General features: G+C 64.3%; 14 protein-coding genes and 1 pseudogene. 12 read left to right on the top strand and 3 right to left on the bottom strand.

The genetic code is table 11. From position 1 onward, the window contains the following. Position 1: 1 nt before the first annotated feature. The 6 genes from phnC to phnN all read left to right on the top strand — a co-directional run bounded on the left by phnC (position 2) and on the right by phnN (position 6,136). Positions 2–853: a phosphonate ABC transporter ATP-binding protein gene (phnC, locus tag BJF92_RS01115; RefSeq protein ID WP_075632927.1), complete on the top strand. Its 852-nt coding sequence runs from the start codon at positions 2–4 to the stop codon at positions 851–853. A 98-nt stretch (positions 854–951) separates the two neighbouring features. Continuing rightward, positions 952–1,857 carry a phosphonate ABC transporter substrate-binding protein gene (gene phnD / locus BJF92_RS01110; RefSeq protein WP_075632926.1) on the top strand — a complete coding sequence of 302 codons (906 nt, stop codon included), beginning with the start codon at positions 952–954 and terminating at the stop codon, positions 1,855–1,857. Positions 1,858–1,925: 68 nt separating this feature from the next. Then, on the top strand, positions 1,926–2,885 hold the full coding sequence (gene phnE / locus BJF92_RS01105; RefSeq protein WP_075632925.1) for a phosphonate ABC transporter, permease protein PhnE: 960 nt from the start codon (positions 1,926–1,928) through the stop codon (positions 2,883–2,885). A gap of 5 nt (positions 2,886–2,890) precedes the next feature. After that, the gene (gene phnE / locus BJF92_RS01100) at positions 2,891–4,228 is read left to right on the top strand and encodes a phosphonate ABC transporter, permease protein PhnE (protein ID WP_075632924.1); all 1,338 of its coding nucleotides are present in this window, start codon (positions 2,891–2,893) and stop codon (positions 4,226–4,228) included. Between the two features lie 127 nt (positions 4,229–4,355). Beyond that, positions 4,356–5,492 carry an alpha-D-ribose 1-methylphosphonate 5-triphosphate diphosphatase gene (locus tag BJF92_RS01095; protein ID WP_075632923.1) on the top strand — a complete coding sequence of 379 codons (1,137 nt, stop codon included), beginning with the start codon at positions 4,356–4,358 and terminating at the stop codon, positions 5,490–5,492. Then, complete coding sequence (phnN, locus tag BJF92_RS01090) at positions 5,489–6,136, top strand: phosphonate metabolism protein/1,5-bisphosphokinase (PRPP-forming) PhnN (protein WP_078057782.1); 648 nt, start codon at positions 5,489–5,491, stop codon at positions 6,134–6,136. Before BJF92_RS01095 ends, phnN begins: the two co-directional genes overlap by 4 nt. A 124-nt stretch (positions 6,137–6,260) precedes the next feature. Here the strand turns inward: phnN and BJF92_RS01085 are convergent, their stop codons facing one another. Together BJF92_RS01085 and BJF92_RS01080 are read right to left on the bottom strand one after the other, a co-directional pair. After that, the gene (locus BJF92_RS01085) at positions 6,261–7,163 is read right to left on the bottom strand and encodes a proline iminopeptidase-family hydrolase (RefSeq protein ID WP_075632922.1); all 903 of its coding nucleotides are present in this window, start codon (positions 7,161–7,163) and stop codon (positions 6,261–6,263) included. A 147-nt stretch (positions 7,164–7,310) separates the two neighbouring features. Continuing rightward, positions 7,311–8,075: a helix-turn-helix transcriptional regulator gene (locus BJF92_RS01080; RefSeq protein ID WP_075633009.1), complete on the bottom strand. Its 765-nt coding sequence runs from the start codon at positions 8,073–8,075 to the stop codon at positions 7,311–7,313. Positions 8,076–8,219: 144 nt separating this feature from the next. Between BJF92_RS01080 and BJF92_RS01075 the strand changes: the two genes are divergently transcribed. From BJF92_RS01075 to BJF92_RS01045, 6 genes are all read left to right on the top strand, one after another. Then, positions 8,220–9,110 carry a proline iminopeptidase-family hydrolase gene (locus BJF92_RS01075; protein WP_075632921.1) on the top strand — a complete coding sequence of 297 codons (891 nt, stop codon included), beginning with the start codon at positions 8,220–8,222 and terminating at the stop codon, positions 9,108–9,110. A 2-nt stretch (positions 9,111–9,112) separates the two neighbouring features. Continuing rightward, positions 9,113–10,051, top strand: a complete 939-nt coding sequence (locus BJF92_RS01070) for an ABC transporter permease (RefSeq protein WP_075632920.1) — start codon at positions 9,113–9,115, stop codon at positions 10,049–10,051. Continuing rightward, the gene (locus BJF92_RS01065) at positions 10,048–10,869 is read left to right on the top strand and encodes an ABC transporter permease (protein WP_075632919.1); all 822 of its coding nucleotides are present in this window, start codon (positions 10,048–10,050) and stop codon (positions 10,867–10,869) included. The genes BJF92_RS01070 and BJF92_RS01065 overlap by 4 nt, the downstream gene beginning before the upstream one ends. Beyond that, positions 10,866–12,560: a dipeptide ABC transporter ATP-binding protein gene (locus BJF92_RS01060; RefSeq protein WP_075632918.1), complete on the top strand. Its 1,695-nt coding sequence runs from the start codon at positions 10,866–10,868 to the stop codon at positions 12,558–12,560. Before BJF92_RS01065 ends, BJF92_RS01060 begins: the two co-directional genes overlap by 4 nt. After that, positions 12,557–14,068, top strand: coding sequence for an ABC transporter substrate-binding protein (locus BJF92_RS01055; RefSeq protein ID WP_075632917.1), 1,512 nt, complete (start codon positions 12,557–12,559; stop codon positions 14,066–14,068). Before BJF92_RS01060 ends, BJF92_RS01055 begins: the two co-directional genes overlap by 4 nt. A 749-nt stretch (positions 14,069–14,817) precedes the next feature. Further along, on the top strand, positions 14,818–16,857 hold the full coding sequence (locus BJF92_RS01045; protein ID WP_075632915.1) for a putative bifunctional diguanylate cyclase/phosphodiesterase: 2,040 nt from the start codon (positions 14,818–14,820) through the stop codon (positions 16,855–16,857). An 18-nt stretch (positions 16,858–16,875) separates the two neighbouring features. Here the strand turns inward: BJF92_RS01045 and BJF92_RS25915 are convergent. Continuing rightward, positions 16,876–17,133: pseudogene (locus BJF92_RS25915) on the bottom strand (DUF6429 family protein). Positions 17,134–17,423 lie beyond the last annotated feature (290 nt).

The raw sequence follows: 17,423 nt of genomic DNA, 5'->3' as shown, positions 1-17,423 counted from the left end.
CATGAATTTCGAGCTTCAACAGGTCACCCGCCGCTTCCATGGCAAGACTGCCGTCGATCAGGTGACCCTGACCATCCCGCATGGCCAGATGGTCGGCATCATCGGCCGCTCCGGCGCCGGCAAATCGACGCTCCTGCGCATGATCAACCGCCTGGTCGATCCGAGCGAGGGCGTTATCCGCTTTGGCGATCTCGACGTGTCCAAGCTCAAGGGTGCCGCGCTTCGGCGCTGGCAGAGCGACTGCGCGATGATCTTCCAGCAGTTCAACCTGGTGCCGCGCCTCGACGTGCTGACCAATGTTCTGCTCGGCCGGCTGAACCGCCGCTCGACGCTGTCCAGCGTGCTCGGCCTCTTTACCCGCGAGGAGCGCATCCTGGCGATTGCCGCGCTGGAACGGCTCGGCATCGAGCAGACGGCGCTGCAGGCGGCCGGCACGCTTTCGGGCGGCCAGCAGCAGCGCGTGGCGATTGCCCGCGCGCTGATGCAGGAGCCGAAGATGCTTCTGGCCGACGAGCCGATCGCCTCGCTCGATCCGCTCAACGCCAAGATCGTGATGGACTCGCTGCGCGACATCAACGAGCGCGAGGGCATCACCGTCATCACCAACCTGCACACGCTCGACACCGCCCGCAGCTATTGCGAGCGCATCATCGGCATGGCCCAGGGCCGCGTCGTGTTCGACGGACCGCCCGACGCGCTGACCGCGCAGGCGGTCTCGGCGATCTACGGCACGGGCCGCGACGGCGTCGGCATCGATGAGAGCATGACCTCCACTGCCCTTCCCGCCTCGGCCATCGCCGCCCAGGTCGGGGCGACCCCATCCGCGCGCGAAGGATCGATGGCGAACGCCTGAGATCCGGCACGACGCGGCGACTGCCACCCGCCGCCTCCGGCGGGACGATATCTCATGATCCGCTTCCGGCATGATGCCGGACAAACAGGAGAGCAACCATGCTGAAGAAGACCCTGCTCGCCGCCGTCGCGCTCGCCGCGCTCGCCGGCTCCGCTGTCGCACAGGACCTCAAGGAATTCCGTATCGGCATTCTCGGTGGCGAAAACGAAACCGACCGTCTGCGCAACTATGCTTGCCTGGCCGACCACCTGAAGAAGGAATTCGGCTTCGAGAAGGTCTCGCTCTTCCCGGCCGCCGATTATGACGGCGTGATCCAGGGCCTGCTCGGCGGCACGCTCGATTTCGCCGAACTCGGCGCCTCCGGCTATGCCAAGATCTATCTGAAGGATGCCAAGGCCGTCACCCCGATCCTGACGACCAAGCAGGCCGACGGCTCGACCGGCTACTACTCGATCGGTCTCGCCCGCAAGGATTCCGGCATCAAGTCGATCGCCGACGCCAAGGGCAAGACGCTCGGCTATGCCGATCCGGACTCCACCTCGGGCTACCTCGTTCCCCTGACGCAGATCCCGAAGACCACCGGCATGCCGAACGACAAGTATTTCGCCAAGACCCAGTTCAATGGCGGCCACGAGAACAACCTTCTCGCCGCCTATGACGGCAAGGTCGATATTGCCGTCGACGATTCCTCGGGTATCGGCGACTTCAAGGATGGCTTCACCTCCGGCACCTTCCACAAGGTCGTCGCCAAGGGCACGGTCGATCCGAACAAGCTGGTCGAAGTCTGGCGCTCGCCGCTGATCCCGAACGGCCCGCTCGTCGTTCAGAACAAGCTCGACGACCAGTGGAAGACCAAGCTGACCGACTTCTTCATGGCCCTGCCGAAGAAGGACGCCAAGTGCTTCAACGCCGTCGAAGGCGGCGACTATGTCGGCTACGTCAAGGTCGAACCGGGCTTCTACGACGCCATCATCGACGTCCGCAAGCAGTCGATCGGCGGCTGATCCGGCGCGGTCTTGCATTCTGGACGGCCGCAGGTCACGCGGCCGTCCGTTTCCGGAAAGTTCCCGCCATGACGTCTTCTCGCGCTCATCACATCTCGCCCGCCGTCCATTCCGTCCACACGGAATGGAGCCGCATGATCTTCACGCGGCGGCTTTACACGATCATCGGTCTGCTGATCCTGGCCTATGCCTTCGTCGCCTCGGTCCAGTTCGCCGACGAGAGCAATGCCGGCCACTTCTTTGACCGGTTGCCGCATCTGTTCGACTTTACGAGCTGGCTGATGCCGCGCGAATGGTCGGATGTCTGGCGTGCTCTGTTCGATCTGCCGAGCGTGCACGATACGGGCAGCGAGGAGTATAATTTCGATGTCGGGCGGGTCTATGTTTTCGGCTCGTTCTACATTCCGGAATATTTCCAGCTGATGTTCGTCACGCTCAACGTGGCGATGGTCGCGACGCTGATCTCGTTTTTCGTGGCGGTGCCGCTGAGCCTACTCGCAGCGCAGAACCTTTCGCCTTCGCGCCCGGCCTGCTTTCTTGCCCGGCGAACCCTGGAATTCCTGCGCGCTTTTCCGACAATCGTCATCGCCGGTCTTTTCGCCGCCGTTCTTTCCATTGGCCCGGTTTCCGCGATCATCGCCGTGTCCTTGCATGCCATCGGCGCGCTCGGAAAGCAGTTCTACGAGGTGGCGGAAAACATCGACATGAAGGCGCATGAAGGGGTCGGCGCCGTGGGCGCCAACTGGTTCGAGCGCATGCGCTTTGCCGTGCTGCCCCAGGTGCTGCCCAACTATCTCTCATACGGTCTGCTGCGGTTCGAGATCAATGTCCGCTCCTCCACCATCCTGGGTGCGGTCGGCGCGGGCGGCATCGGTGAGGAGCTGAAGCTGGCGATTTCACGCGGCTTCGGTGCCAAGACGCTGGCGATGATGCTGCTTCTGTTCCTGACCGTCGTCGCCGTCGATCAATTCTCCGCCTGGCTGCGCCGCCGTCTTGTCGGCGACGACCTCATCCTCCAGCACGTGTGACCGTCATGAGCCAGATCACCGCCGCCCACCGCCAGGAGATCGAAGCGCGCCACGCGCATCTTCTCAAAAGCAAGCCGCTTCAGCGTCTGATGCCGCTGATCGTCGTCATGGCCACGCTGCTTTACGGCGTCTATGCGCTCTGGTTCTTCGACATTCCGCGCATCGTTTCGGAAGCGCAATGGTTCCGCATGGGCCTCTATCTGCGCCAGTGGGTCAGCTATGACGTTCAGCCGGAGTTTCGTTTGGGGAAAGATGGCATCACCATCCGCTACCCGCGCTTCTCGCCGCTTGGCGACGACCCGCATCCGGATTGGGTCGTGACGAAGCCCGACGGCTCGAAATTCATTCCTTTCGGCAGCGGCGGCGTGACGATCGCCACCACGGGCACAACGATCGTGGCGCGCGGCGCCACCGTCCACATCGATGTGACCAGCGGCAAGCCGGTCATCGAGGGGAAGCCGCCAGCCTGGGTGACGGTCTATGACGAGGACGTGCTGGCCGATCTCGGCTTTTCCGGCGATGTCAGCCTCTCCGCAGATCGCGTCAAGGTTCGCAAGCGCTTCTTCGGATGGGCGAATTTCGTCTTCGACACCAGCTCGCCCTTCTTTGGAAAATCCGCCTCCGAAACACTTGGCCTGATATTTTCCGACGCGCGGCTCGATCCCAGTCAGTCTAACCTGTCTCTGGCTCTGGACAATATCTGGAACAACTCCGCCTGGCAGCATGGCGATGTCTGGGTGAAGCTCGCACAGACCGTGGTCATGGCCTTTCTCGGCACCTTGCTCGGGGCGGTTCTGGCCTTTCCGTTGGCCTTCATGGCCGCGCGCAACATCACGCCGAACCATTTCCTCGGCAGCTGCATCAAGCGCTTCTTCGACTTCCTGCGCTCGATGGACCTTCTGATCTGGTCGCTGTTTCTCACCCGCGCCTTCGGCCCCGGCCCGCTGGCCGGCGCCGGCGCGATCTTCCTCACCGAGACCGGCACGCTTGGCAAGGTCTATGCCGAGGGGCTCGAAAATATCGACAAGAAGCCCGGCGAGGGCATTCAGTCGACGGGGGCATCGACGATCCTGACCCACCGCTATGCCACTATGCCCCAGGTGGCGCCCGTCATGGCCGGCCAGACACTCTATCAATGGGAATCAAACATTCGCGATGCGGCCACCATCGGCGCGGTTGGCGCTGGCGGCATCGGCCTGAAGCTCTGGGAAGCCATGCGCACCAATTCGAACTGGGCCAATGTCGCCTATATGGTGCTACTGACGCTGCTCGTCACCTTCCTGTTCGACGTCGCCTCCAGCCGCCTGCGGCAGAAGCTGATGGGCACCGATCCCCGTCGCTGAGGTAAAGAGCCGCCGAGACCGGAAGACCTTGTCCGGGCGAACCGGCTTCGCCCGAACCGTGACCTATTTTTGAACATTATCTTGTGGCTGACCCACATCATCCCTGCCGAAATGGAAAGACTGCGCAATGACCCAGGAAACCATCTTCACCAACGCCACGCTGGTTCTGGAAGACCGGCTGATCGAGGGTGGCACGCTCGTGCTGCGCGATGGCAAGATCGCCGAAGTGAACGAAGGCAGGGTGGCCGCCGGCGAGGATCTGGGCGGCGACTATCTGCTGCCGGGTCTGGTGGAGCTGCATACCGACCATCTGGAAAGCCATTATTCCCCGCGCCCGGGCGTGCGCTGGTCGATGATCTCGGCCATCCAGGCGCATGATGCCCAGGTGGTCACCTCAGGCATCACCACGGTGTTCGACTGCCTGCGCATGGGCTCGGACGAGGATGGGGGCTTTGTGCCCGGCGAGATGCGCGAAATGGCCGATGCGCTGGCGCTCGCCGCGCGCGAGGACCGGCTGCGCGCCGACCATCTGATCCACCTGCGCTGCGAGGTCTCGTCTGCCGACGTGCTCGAGCATTTCGAGGCCTTTCACGATGTGGAGACCGTCCGCCTCGCCTCGCTGATGGACCATGCGCCCGGCCAGCGCCAGTTCCAGACCATGGATCAGTATACGCTCTATTATAAGACCAAGCGCGGCCTCTCCGACGAGGCCTTCGCCCAGTTCGTCGCGCGCCGGCAGGCAGCCTCCGCGCTCTATGCCGCCCATCATCGCGAGGCGATCGCCAGCGAATGCCACCGCCGCGGCATCACTATCGCCTCGCATGACGACGCCACGCTCGATCATGTCGAGGAGGCCAAGCGCTATGGGGTGCGTCTCGCCGAATTTCCAACCAGCCTCGAAGCCGCCAGCGCCTCCCATGCCGAGGGCATGAGCGTGCTGATGGGCGCGCCGAACATCGTGCGCGGCAAGTCGCATTCCGGCAATATCGCCGCGCGCGATCTGGCCGAGCGCGGCGTTCTCGACGTGCTCTCATCGGATTATGTGCCGCTGAGCCTGATCCACGCGCCCTTCATCCTGGCGGACAGCGGCATGGACCTGCCCACCGCCATCCGTCTGGTCACCGCCACCCCGGCCAGGACCGTGGGGCTCGACGATCGCGGCCGCATCGCCCCGGGCCTGCGCGCCGACCTCGTGCGGGTGCGCCACGCCGGTGGCATGCCGGTCGTGCGCTCCGTCTGGCGCCAGGGTGCGCGCGTGGCATGAGCGGGCAGACCGAGGCAGGGCAGCCCGACACCGTGCCGTCGGCGGCCGCGTCCGCGACGATCTGCGCAACTGGCCGTCTGATCGTGGTCGTCGGCCCCTCCGGGGCCGGCAAGGACACGCTGATCGATCACGCGCGTGCACGCCTTGCCGAGGAAGCGGCCCCGGCGGTCGATTTCGATGTCGTTCGCCGGGTCATCACCCGACCGGTCGAGGCCGGCGGCGAGGCGCATCACGCCACTGACAAAACGGAATTTGCGCGCATGCGCGACGAGGGCCGCTTCTGTGTCGCCTGGGAGGCGCACGGGCTGGCCTATGGCATTCCTCGCGAGACCTGCCGGGCAGTGGCCGAGGGCGGCATCCGCCTCGTCAACGGCTCGCGCCATGCGCTCCCACATTTCCGCGCCGTCTTTCCCCGCATGGAAACCGTGCTGATCACGGCCAGCCCGGCCGTGCTGGCCGAACGCCTGGCCGCACGCGGGCGCGAGACGGTTGCGGAGATCCATGCGCGGCTTGCCCGCCGGGTCGAGGATCGACCGGAGGATTATGATCTCGTCATCGTCAATGAAGGCCCGGTGGCGGAAACGGCGGCGCGCCTGCTCGCCTTCATCCGCGATCCCGGAGTAGCGGACCGAAAATCGGCATAAGGCACGCTGAGACGAAAAAGACGCCGCCGGTCGTGCGAACCGAGCGGCGCCTTCAAAGGGCTCGAAAGCCGGATTCAGCACAGAGGGCGGGCGATCTCAATGCTTTCGCCGGCCCCGCCGCACCTCAGTCATGCTCCTTCAGGAAGTCGGAAACGGCCTTGAGGCAGGCCGCCTTTTCCTCGACATGCGGCATGTGGCTGGATTCCTCGAACAGCACCCAGCGAATATTGGGCACGCGCTCGCGATAGGGGCGGACCACCTCCGGCGTCGCCTCGTCATAAGCGCCGGAGATCAGAAGCGTCGGCGCCGCGATCTGCGGCAGCCGCTCCTCGATCGTCCAGTCCTTCATCGTGCCGATGACGTGGAATTCGGTCGGGCCATTCATGTGGCGATAGACCGTGTTGTCCTCGTCCATGGCGGCGAAGGTGCGCGCCACATCCTCCGGCCAGGGCGTGACGCGGCAGACATGACGATCATAGAACACGCGCGAGGCGGCGATATAATCGGGATGGGTCAGTGTGCCGGCCTCTTCATGCGCCAGAAGCGTGGCCTGAACCTCGGCCGGCAGGTCGCGCCGCAGGCGGTTCGCCTCGGCCACCCAAGTGTGCATGTTGGCAGGCGAATTGGCGATGACGAGCGCCTTCAGCCCCTCGGGCTTCAGCACCGCATGTTCGGCCCCCAGCATGCCGCCCCAGGACTGGCCGAGAAAGGCATAGCGGTCGCGAATGCCGAGATGGGAAAGCAGCGCGTCCAGCTCTTCCAGAAAGAGGGCCGGCGTCCAGAAATCCGCGCCCTTGTCCGGCAGATGGGTCGATTTGCCATTGCCGAGCTGGTCGTAATGGATCACGGCGCGGCCATCGAGCGCGCTGATGCCCTTGAAGCTGTCGACATAATCATGGGTGCAGCCCGGGCCGCCATGGGCTACCACCAGGGGCAGCGGACCGCTCTGCAGATTGCCGGTCACACGGTACCAGGTCTTGTAGTCGCGGAAGGGCAGGAAGCCTTCCCTGGTTTCGACAGCGCTCAACGCCGATCTCCCTTATGCTCGCGATGGTTCGATGCGGGGGAGCATAGGCGGGGCGGCGGGGCGGCGGCAGCTATCACAACTGATAGGGTGGCACCCTGTCAGCGGGTCGTCCCGGCATCGCGCCGCGGCCGGAGCGGCGGCGCGGCCTTACGAAGCGTGCGGCGGATCGAGAAGCCGGAAATGCGCGGCCCTGGCCACGGCCTGGGTGCGGTTCTTGGCGCCGAGCTTGCGGGTGGCGGCGTTGAGATGCATCACCACCGTCGGCACCGAGCGATCGATCAGGCGGGAAATTTCCTTGGCAGACAGGCCGTCGGCGGAATGGCGCAGGCATTCGCGTTCGCGCGCCGTCAGCCGTGCAAGGCCGGTGGCCTGGCGGGCGACCTGCGCACCGACGGCGCGCTGGAACAGATGCGCCATCAGGCTGAACTCGCCGAGACACAGCCGCGCCTCGCGCTCAAGCCGCGCGGGGTCGCCGGCGCGGATGCCGGTCACCGTGGCATAGTCGCCGCCGGGCAGATGGACCGGCACGGTGACACCGGCGGTCAGCCCGCGCTCGGCCAGGAAATCGGCGACGCAGGCGGTGTCCTCGTTCATGAAGGCGCGGATGCGGGTCTCGGCCTTGGGATCGTAGTTCCAGAAGAAGGGGGCGGTGGTGCCGAGCGCCACGTGCTGCACCGGATCGTGGCGGAAATAACCGCGGCCGAACCAGTAGTCGCGCATGGTCTCGTCGATATTGCGCAGCTCCAGCACGGTCGGCATCATCAGCCTGCCGTCGAGATCGTAGCGCACGGGCGTGTAGTCGTAGATCAGCGTGTCGAAACCGAAGGCCTGCATGGCGGAAAACAGCGTGTCGATCTGGCCGGACAGGCTGTCGCCGGCCGCGAAACGCTCCTCGATCTCGATGATGTCCATCACGCGCCCCGTCACCTTCACCGGTGCCGCCTGATCTGCTTGCGACGGCTTCAGCACCCTATCACTTGTGATAGCTGGTTTTGAGGGGAAATTCCTCTAAAAAATAGGCTTGCATAAATGTTGTGCATCGCGGAAGGCAGGACCATGTGGCACGAGATCGCGCCGGACGAACGGCATGAGATATTGGTCGATGGGCACAGGGTCGTCACCTATGTCTTCGGCGAAGGGCCGCAGACGCTGCTCTGCCTCAATGGCGGCCCCGGCCTGCCCTGCGACTATCTGCGCGAGGCGCATTCCTGCCTGAAGGATCACGGCTTCAAGGTGGTGGCCTTCGACCAGCTCGGCACCGGCGCCTCCGACCGGCCGACCGACCGTGCACTCTGGACGATCGACCGCTATGTGGCGGAAACGGAAACGGTGCGCCAGGCCCTCGGCCTCGGGCCGGTGCATCTGCTCGGACATTCCTGGGGCGGCTGGCTGGCGATCGACTATGCTCTGACGCATCCCGACGCGGTCAAGAGCCTGATCCTTGCCGACACCGTGGCCGACATGCCGCATCTGGTCAGCGAGCTGGAGCGGCTGCGCGGCGCGCTCGGCGCCGAGACCGTGGCGATGATGCAGGCGCATGAGGCGGCCGGCACCTTCAGCCATCCCGAATATCAGGCGGCGATCACGCTGTTGAACTACCGCCATGTCTGCCGCCTGCCGGAATGGCCCGCGCCGGTCAACCGTTCCCTCTCGGACTGGAACATGGGGCCCTACGAGACCATGCAGGGCCCGAACGAATTCCTCTATATCGGCAATCTCAAGGACTGGAACCGCATTCCCGACCTGCCCAGGATCACCGCGCCGGTGCTGATCGTCGTCGGCGAGCATGACGAGCTGACGCCGGCCTGCGCGCTCAGAATGAAGAATGCGCTGCCGCCGGGCGCCACCGTCAATGTCGTGCGCAATGCCAGCCACATGCCCTTCTATGAAAATCCCGAGGGCTATTATCCGCCGCTCCTCGCCTTCCTCTCGCAGGTCTCGGGCTGACGATGCATCGCTACCGCTTCATCCTCACGCGCCCCTTGCAGTTCCTGCCAGTGATCTTCGGCGTCAGCATCATCACCTTCGTGCTGGTGCGGCTGATCCCCGGGGATCCGGCCCGCGTGCTGCTCGGCGCCCGCGCCACGCCCACGGCGATCGCCAATGTCCGCGCGCAGTTCGGGCTGGATGAGCCGATCTGGATGCAATATTTCTACTTCCTGCAAAATCTCCTGAAGGGCGAGATGGGCAAGTCGATCACCTACAAGATCGACGTTCTGCCGCTGATCGCCACGCGCATCGAGCCGACTTTGGCGCTGGTATTCTCCGCCGTCCTGCTCTCGGTGCTGATCGCCGTGCCGCTGGCAGCCCTTGCCGCGCGCAACCATGGGCGGCCGGTCGATCATCTCGTGCGGGTCGTCTCCACCTTCGGCATCGGTTTTCCGCCCTTCTGGGTGGCGCTGATGCTGATCCTGCTGCTCGCGGTCGCCTTTCCGGTGCTGCCCGTCTCAGGCTATGGCAGCACGCTCGGCGACAAGCTCGTGCACCTGATCCTGCCCTCGCTCACCATCGCCTTGTCGCTGTCGACGGTGCTGATGCGTTCTTTACGCGCGGCCATTGTGGAATGGCTGAAATCGGATGTCGCCACCGCCGCCCGCGCGCGCGGCATGCCGGAAAGCATCGTCTTCTGGCGTCATGTCCTGCCCAATGCCGTGGCGCCGACCATCAATCTGCTCGCCGTCAACATCGGCTGGCTGATCGGCGGCACGGTGGTGGTGGAAAGCGTCTTCGCCCTGCCGGGCATGGGCCAGCTCCTGGTGCGGGCGATCTTCTCGCGCGATTACATGGTGGTGCAGGGCGTGGCCATGGTCTTTGCCTGCGCGACCGTGCTCGTCAATTTCCTGGCCGACATCGCCACCGTCGCCGCCGATCCCCGGGTGAAGCTGTGAGCGCCGCGGCCCTGAAATCCCGCCCGGCCACGCTGGTCACGGGCCTCGCCATTCTCGGCGCCTTCGTGCTGGTGGCACTGCTGGCGCCCCTCATCGCGCCCTATGATCCGATCTATCAGGATGCCGCCGCCCGGCTGCAGCCGCCGAGCTTTGCCCATCCCTTCGGCACCGACAATTTCGGCCGCGACATCCTCTCGCGCGTGCTCTATGGCGCACGCATCGATCTGCAGATCGCCCTGATCGGCGTCGCCTTCCCGCTTGTGATCGGCACGGTCATCGGCGCCTTTGCCGGCTTCTTCGGCGGGCTGATCGACACGGCGTTGATGCGGCTGATCGACATCATCCTCGCCTTCCCCTTCCTGGTGCTGATGCTGTCGATCATCGCCATTCTCGGCCCGGGCCTGACGAGCTTCTATATCGCCATGGCGCTGGTCGGCTGGGTCTCCTATGCCCGGCTGATCCGCGCGCAGATTCTCGTGCTGAAGAACAGCGATTACGCCATGGCCGCCGTCAGCCTCGGCTTCTCGCGCCTGCGCATCCTGTTCCGCCATCTCCTGCCCAATGCGGTGGCCGGCTCGCTGGTCTTCTCCATGTCGGATGCGGTGCTGGTGCTGCTCTCGGGCGCGGCCATCAGCTATCTCGGCCTCGGCGTCCAGCCGCCCATGGCCGAATGGGGCGTGATGGTGGCGGAAGGCCAGAGCTTCGTCACCCAGGCCTGGTGGATCACCCTGTTTCCCGGCCTGTCGATCGTCGTGCTCGCCTTCGGCTTTTCCATGATCGGCGATGCGCTGGGCGAATTGATGGGAGTGAATGAATGACCGCCGCCCATCCGCTTCTCAGCGTGCGCGATCTGACTGTTACCGTCGAGGACGGCGACACGCCGCGCACCCTGCTCGACACGGTGTCGCTCGATCTGAACAGGGGCGAAATCCTCGGCCTCGTCGGTGAAAGCGGCTCGGGCAAGAGCCTGTTCTGCCGCAGCCTGGTCGGCCTTCTGCCCTCGCGCAGCCTGAAGCGCACGGGCGGCGCGGTGCTGCTCGACGGGCAGGACATTGCAGGCGCGTCCGCCGTCGAACTTCAGGCGATCCGCGGCGCGCGCATCGGCATGATCTTCCAGAACCCGACCAGCCATCTCGACCCCGTGATGCGCATCGGCGACCAGATCACCGAGGGCATCCGCTTTCACCAGGGACTTGGAGGGGTCGAGGCCAGAACGGCAGCGCTCGAGATCATGGCTCAGGTCGGCTTCACCGATCCGCCGCGCCAGTTCAGCAATTACGCCCATGAGTTTTCCGGCGGCATGCGCCAGCGGGCGATGATCGCCATCGCGCTGGCCTGCAATCCGGAAATCCTGATCGCCGACGAGCCGACCACCGCGCTCGACGTCACCATCCAGGCGCAGATCCTCACGCTGCTGCTTGAGATCCGCAAGGCGCGCGGCCTCTCCATCATCCTGATCACCCATGATCTCGGCGTCGTTGCCCAGACCTGCGACCGCATCGCCGTGATGCGCCATGGCCGGCTGATCGAGGTGGGCGAGAAGCGCCGGATCCTCTCCGCGCCGGCAGAGGCCTATACGCAGGCGCTGATTGCCAGCCACCCTTCCATGCCGGCCGAGGTCGCGCCCGGCCGCAGCCCGCAGTCAGAGATCGTATCGCCCCGGCCGCGCGCTTTGGTCGAGATCGATGACCTGCATGTGCGCTTTCCCGTCGGCGGCGGCCTTCTCTCCCGCCGCAAGACCTTCAGCGCAGTCGGCGGCGTCTCGCTGCAGATCCTGCCGGGCGAGACGGTCGGCATCGTCGGGGAAAGCGGTTCGGGCAAGTCGACGCTCGCGCGTGCCATGCTCGGGCTGACGCCTCTGTCCGAGGGTCACGTCACCTTCGATGGTCACAGCCTGTCCCTGAAACGCGCGGAAACGCTGAAGGCCCTGCACAGCCAGGCCGCCATGGTGTTTCAGGATCCCTACAACTCGCTCAATCCCCGGCTCACCATCGGCGAGACGCTGGCGGAGGTGCTGCGGGTGCACAGGAAGGTGCCGGACGCCGCCATTAACGCCCGCGTCGGCGAACTGCTCGATCTGGTGGAACTCGATCGCTCCTTCGCCGCACGAAAGCCCCGCTCCTTAAGCGGCGGCCAGTGCCAGCGCGCCGGCATCGCCCGGGCGCTGGCGGTGGAGCCGCGCCTGATCGTCGCGGATGAGTGCATCGCTGCGCTCGACGTGACCATCCAGGCCCAGATCGTCGCGCTGTTCCGCAAGCTGGTCGCGACCATGGAGCTGACGCTGGTCTTCATCGCCCATGATCTCGCCGTGGTCCGCTCGCTCTGCCAGCGCGTGGTCGTCATGCATCACGGCAGGATCGTCGAGGAGGGCCCCTCCGATCGCGTCTTCTCCGCACCTTCCCAAGCCTATACCGCCAATCTGATCGCCGCCATTCCCGACATCGACCCGGACCGGCCGCTGTCGGGCGCCCCCCTCTCCTCCCCGCTCACCAAAGGACAGCCCGCATGAAATCGCAGATGACGAAAGCCAAGCTTGCCGCCTTCGCCACCCTCCTGTCGCTCTCGGCCTCTTATGCCGAGGCCGCCGGCGTGCTGACCATTGGCCGCAACGAGGATTCCACCACCTTCGATCCGATCAAATCGGCGCAGAACGTCGACAACTGGGTGTTCTCCAACGTGTTCGACGTGCTGGTGCGGGTCGACCGCACCGGCACCAAGCTGGAGCCGGGGCTTGCCGAAAGCTGGACGATCTCCGATGACGGCCTGACCTATACGTTCAAGCTGCGCGACGCCAAGTTCTCCGACGGGAGCCCGGTAACGGCATCCGACGCCGCCTTCTCGCTGACGCGCATCCGCGACGACAAGGGCTCGCTCTGGTCCGACAGCTTCAAGATCATCGACACGGCAACGGCCGCAGACGACAAGACGCTGGTGGTCAAGCTCAAGGGCAAGTCGGTTCCCTTCATTTCGATGATGGCGCTGCCGAATGCTTCCGTGCTGCCGAAGGGCGTGGTGGAGGCCGATCCGGACGGCTTTGCCGAAAAGCCGATCGGCTCGGGCGCCTTCACTGTCGAGGAATGGCGCCGCGGCGACCGCGTGATCCTGAAGAAGAACCCCGGCTACTGGGACGCCTCCCATGTCAGCCTCGACGGCGTGGAATGGATCGTCGTTCCCGACGACAACACCCGCATTCTCAATGTCCAGGCCGGCCAGCTGGATGCGGCGATCAACGTGCCCTTCTCCCGCGTTTCCGAACTGCAGAAGAATGCCGACCTCACCGTGCGCATGGATCCCTCGACCCGCGAGGATCACATGCTGATCAACCACGAGCACGGCGCTCTGGCCAAGAAGGAAGTGCGCCAGGCACTCGACATGGCGATCGACAAGAAGGCGATCGTCGACGCCGCCACTTTCGGCATCGGCGAAATCGCCAATTCCTACATTCCGAAGGGCGCGCTCTATCACTATGCCGACAATCTGCAGCGGCCCTATGACCCGGAAAAGGCCAAGGAGATGCTGAAGGCCGCCGGCGCGGAAGGGCTGACGCTGAACTATCTCGTCAATGCCGGCAAGGAGACCGACGAGCAGATCGCCGTGCTGGTCCAGCAGCAGCTGGCCAAGGCCGGCGTGACCGCCAATCTGCAGAAGGTCGATCCCAGCCAGAGCTGGAACATGCTGATCGACGGCGATTACGACATCTCGGTCATGTACTGGACCAACGACATTCTCGACCCCGACCAGAAGACCACCTTCACGCTCGGCCACGACACCAACATGAATTACATGACTCGCTACAAGAACGATCATGTGAAGGATCTCGTCGCCGCCGCCCGTCTCGAAACCGATCCGGCCAAGCGCGAGGCCATGTATGTCGAGCTGCAGAAGATCGCCAAGGACGACGTCAACTGGATCGATCTCTACTACAGCCCCTACATCAACGTGATGCGCAAGAACGTCACCAACTTCTACCAGAACCCGCTCGGCCGCTTCTTCCTCGAGGACACGGTGAAGAACTAACCTCCCGCACCCGGGGATGCAGGGCGAGCCCTCTGATCGCCATCCCCTGGCTCACGACGATGCCCCGCTAAACAAACAAAGGCCCTGCCGTCCCGGCGGGGCCTTTGCCATGCCGGCCATGCCGACCCTGTCACTCGCACGGCAGCCAGCGCGTCTGCGCGGCAAGCCGGCTACCGCATATCGCGCAGAGAGGGGAACGGGTTTTGCGGGACAGGCGGCATAGCAACGAGCTTCAGCGTGACAAGAGACCCCGCATGCCCCGGGCAATCGCACCCCGCTGCGTCTTGACATCGCCGCGACGGCGGTGAGCGCCCATCCCCTGAGAAAAGGGCCGATATCCGTCCTTCGCCGGCAACCGCCAGGAAACACGCGCGTCTAAGGTTAAATGAAGCCCGATTCGCCTGCCGAGTTTCAGTGTTTTGCAACCTTTTTATTGGACGAATTGACCATCTTGCGGATGTCCGGCCGAAGCATGAGGCTTTTGGTGCAGGACAAAGCGTCAGAAGGAGGACAGGGCCTTTCGGCTCCCGCTTTCCCGGATAGGCGCAATCTGCAAGCCCGCGCTTTCGCGGCGGACACCGTGCCGTAAAAGACGATTGCCGGATCGGGCCCTGGCTCGGTCCTGTCATTCTTTTGAGCGACTGCCCCCGGCAGTGTTTCATAGCCACGTCATCGCCGCTGTTTGGCGATCCATCGGTCAGCGGTGCTTTGCCTCGAGAGCCGCCGACATCGAGAATGAGAGAGTTGCCATGACGGCTTCAGCTCTGAACGACGCGATCGTTCTGGACAAGTTGCGGGCCGTCCGAAAAACGGTTGCGATTTCCATCCCGGTGAACATGCTCTTAGGGGTGGCCGCCCTGGCGGTGGCGATCCATGCCGGCAAGGGCGCGGCGGGCGCCTTGTGGTTTTCCTTCTCGCTCGCCATCAATATTACCCGGCTTCTCTTCTGCCGTTATCCGATCGGAAATGACCGGCGCGAGCCGGGCGAAGCCACAGGCGCGCGCGCATCCCGCAGGGCCCTGTCCGTCGGCAGGCATTTGACTCTGCACTGCGTCTTCGCCTTTCTCTCCGGCTTTGCCTGGGCGCTCATTCCCTTTCTTTGCGACGGCTACACCACGCCAGAAACCGTGTTCTACCTCGCTGTCGTCTGCGGCATCACCGCCGGCGCCGTCACCCATGGCTTTGCCTATGCCGTCATTCCGATCGTCTTCATCACGCCGCCGCTCGTCTCCCTCATCGGCTGCCTGCTCTATAGCGGCGGCTATGATCGCAATTGGCTCGCCGCGACGGTCCTTCTTTACCTCCTGGCGCTGATCCGCGGATCGCGTGTAGGAGAGGAGCTCGTCGACAACCAGAGCCGGCTCAAGAACGAAGCGACATTCCTGTCCCGATCGCTGGAGACGGCGAACCATCGCATCACGCTGTTTGCCCGGGACATGCGCGAGCGGGCCACCCATGATGATCTCACCGGCCTGCTCAACCGGCGGGGTTTTGCCGAGGTTCTGGTCTCGCGGGGCCAGACAGGACAGGAGACACTGTCCGAAGGCGCAGCCAGGCGAGACGAGCACGTCGCAGGGCGGCACTTCCTGCTGCTTTTCGATCTCGACGGCTTCAAGACGATCAATGATGCTTTCGGCCACAAGACAGGGGATATGATTCTGGTCGAGGTCGCGGGCCGCCTGCGGGCCTATCTGCCCGCCGATACGCCGCTGGCCCGGCTGGGTGGCGACGAATTCGCCGCGCTGGTCGATCTGCCTGCGGGAGATGCCGGCCCCGAGGCGATCGCCAAGGATCTCATCGCCGCCATCGCCGCCCCCTTCGCCCGACTTCCCGCCGGACGCATTGGCGTCAGCATCGGCATTTGCGAATGCGATGACGACAATCTCGACACGCTGCTCGTGGCCGCGGATGTCGCGCTTTACGCCGCCAAGAACACAGGGCGCAACCGCTTCCGGATCTTCGACGAGGCGCTTCGCCGCCGGGCACAGATGACGCGCGACATCGAGCGCGACCTTGCGGCAGCCATGGCGCAGCAGGCGCTGACCATGTGGTATCAGCCGATCATGGCCGAGAACGGGACGCGCGTGGACACGCTCGAAGCTCTGGTGCGCTGGCAACATCCCGCACACGGTTTCATACCGCCGATGGAACTGGTCGCCGTTTCCGCCCTGTCCGGTCTGTCGGGCGATCTCCTGCGCTATATCCTGCGCGAGATCACCGAAATGGTGGCGCTGCTCAGACAAAACGGCTTCGACGACGTCCGTGTCGCCATGAATGTCTCGCCGCGCGAAATGACGCAGATGTCCGTCGACGAACTCGTCATCAGCGAGTTTAAGGCTCTCGGCCTGCCCTTGAGCATGCTGGAAATCGAAATCACCGAGGAGGTCGCCATCGATCCGGCGGCGGTCAAGGGCAAGCTCGACCGCCTGACGCAGGCCGGCGTGCGCCTTGCGATCGACGATTTCGGCACAGGCTATTCATCGCTCAGCGCGCTGCAATCGCTCCCGATCCACAGGGTGAAGATTGACCGCGGCCTAATCCACAGCATTGCCGCGTCGCCGGAGCGCCAGGCGCTGGTCGATGCCGTTCTCCATGTCTCGAAGTCGTTTGGTTTCGAAGTGGTGGGCGAAGGCGTGGAGACGCCGGAGGATCAGGCCACTCTGGAAGAACTCGGCTGCCCGCTGATGCAGGGCTACGCCCTTTCACGGCCGCGGCCGCGCGAGGAGATTGTGGGCTGGATGGAAAGCGGGAGAAAAGCCGGCCCAGCAAATGAAGAGTTGGCGCCGTGATGACCCGACAAGGCACGCCTATGGCGACGGGCGCATAAACAGCTTGCCGAACAAAGCCTCCGAGCTCATCAGGCCTTCATCGGTCAGCATCAACGACTTGGACCTGTTGGCAGGGTTGCCGATCAGGCCCTTCCTGTGAAGCCGGTCCGTTGTCTCCCAGTCGAAAGCCTTCTATGCGCGACGCTCATCATGCAGCGTCAGCCACAGGCGTGGCACAACGGCACCGTCAATTTTATCCTCATCGGTCTGTCTCCATGGGCTAACAGCAGCAGGCAAGCCAGCAAAAAACCTTGGGTGCCTTGGGGCCTTTTACCGTCCCGTCAAACAACATACCGTCGCGCCGTTCGCCTTGTCTCTCCAACGTCCTCACCAGGATCGTTAAAGGGCATTCGGGTTCCCCGACAGATGGCCTGGTGCCGTCACCCTGCGCCGATAAGTGCGAACTGCAAGCAGTGGCCTGAGAACACTGCTTCGGTCGGCTTTTTCTGCGGTTATAGCGATATGCGTTGGATGGTTCTGCTCGGTCTTGCCGCGATCTTAAACGCCGAAAGCCTCCCGAGGGAGGC

The sequence above is a fragment of the Xaviernesmea rhizosphaerae genome, from assembly GCF_001938945.1.
Classification (GTDB): domain Bacteria; phylum Pseudomonadota; class Alphaproteobacteria; order Rhizobiales; family Rhizobiaceae; genus Xaviernesmea; species Xaviernesmea rhizosphaerae.
This window is presented reverse-complemented; position numbering and strand designations above follow the sequence as displayed.

What these genes read in the sequence shown, in the direction of transcription:
- BJF92_RS01055 (WP_075632917.1), top strand. Translation starts at nt 12,557, where the DNA reads ATGAAATCGCAGATGACGAAAGCCAAGCTTGCCGCCTTCGCCACCCTC.
- BJF92_RS01075 (WP_075632921.1), top strand. Translation starts at nt 8,220, where the DNA reads ATGTGGCACGAGATCGCGCCGGACGAACGGCATGAGATATTGGTCGAT.
- BJF92_RS01045 (WP_075632915.1), top strand. Translation starts at nt 14,818, where the DNA reads ATGACGGCTTCAGCTCTGAACGACGCGATCGTTCTGGACAAGTTGCGG.
- phnC (WP_075632927.1), top strand. Translation starts at nt 2, where the DNA reads ATGAATTTCGAGCTTCAACAGGTCACCCGCCGCTTCCATGGCAAGACT.
- phnE (WP_075632925.1), top strand. Translation starts at nt 1,926, where the DNA reads ATGACGTCTTCTCGCGCTCATCACATCTCGCCCGCCGTCCATTCCGTC.
- BJF92_RS01060 (WP_075632918.1), top strand. Translation starts at nt 10,866, where the DNA reads ATGACCGCCGCCCATCCGCTTCTCAGCGTGCGCGATCTGACTGTTACC.
- BJF92_RS01080 (WP_075633009.1), bottom strand. Translation starts at nt 8,075, where the DNA reads ATGGACATCATCGAGATCGAGGAGCGTTTCGCGGCCGGCGACAGCCTG.
- BJF92_RS01070 (WP_075632920.1), top strand. Translation starts at nt 9,113, where the DNA reads ATGCATCGCTACCGCTTCATCCTCACGCGCCCCTTGCAGTTCCTGCCA.
- BJF92_RS01095 (WP_075632923.1), top strand. Translation starts at nt 4,356, where the DNA reads ATGACCCAGGAAACCATCTTCACCAACGCCACGCTGGTTCTGGAAGAC.
- phnN (WP_078057782.1), top strand. Translation starts at nt 5,489, where the DNA reads ATGAGCGGGCAGACCGAGGCAGGGCAGCCCGACACCGTGCCGTCGGCG.
- phnE (WP_075632924.1), top strand. Translation starts at nt 2,891, where the DNA reads ATGAGCCAGATCACCGCCGCCCACCGCCAGGAGATCGAAGCGCGCCAC.
- phnD (WP_075632926.1), top strand. Translation starts at nt 952, where the DNA reads ATGCTGAAGAAGACCCTGCTCGCCGCCGTCGCGCTCGCCGCGCTCGCC.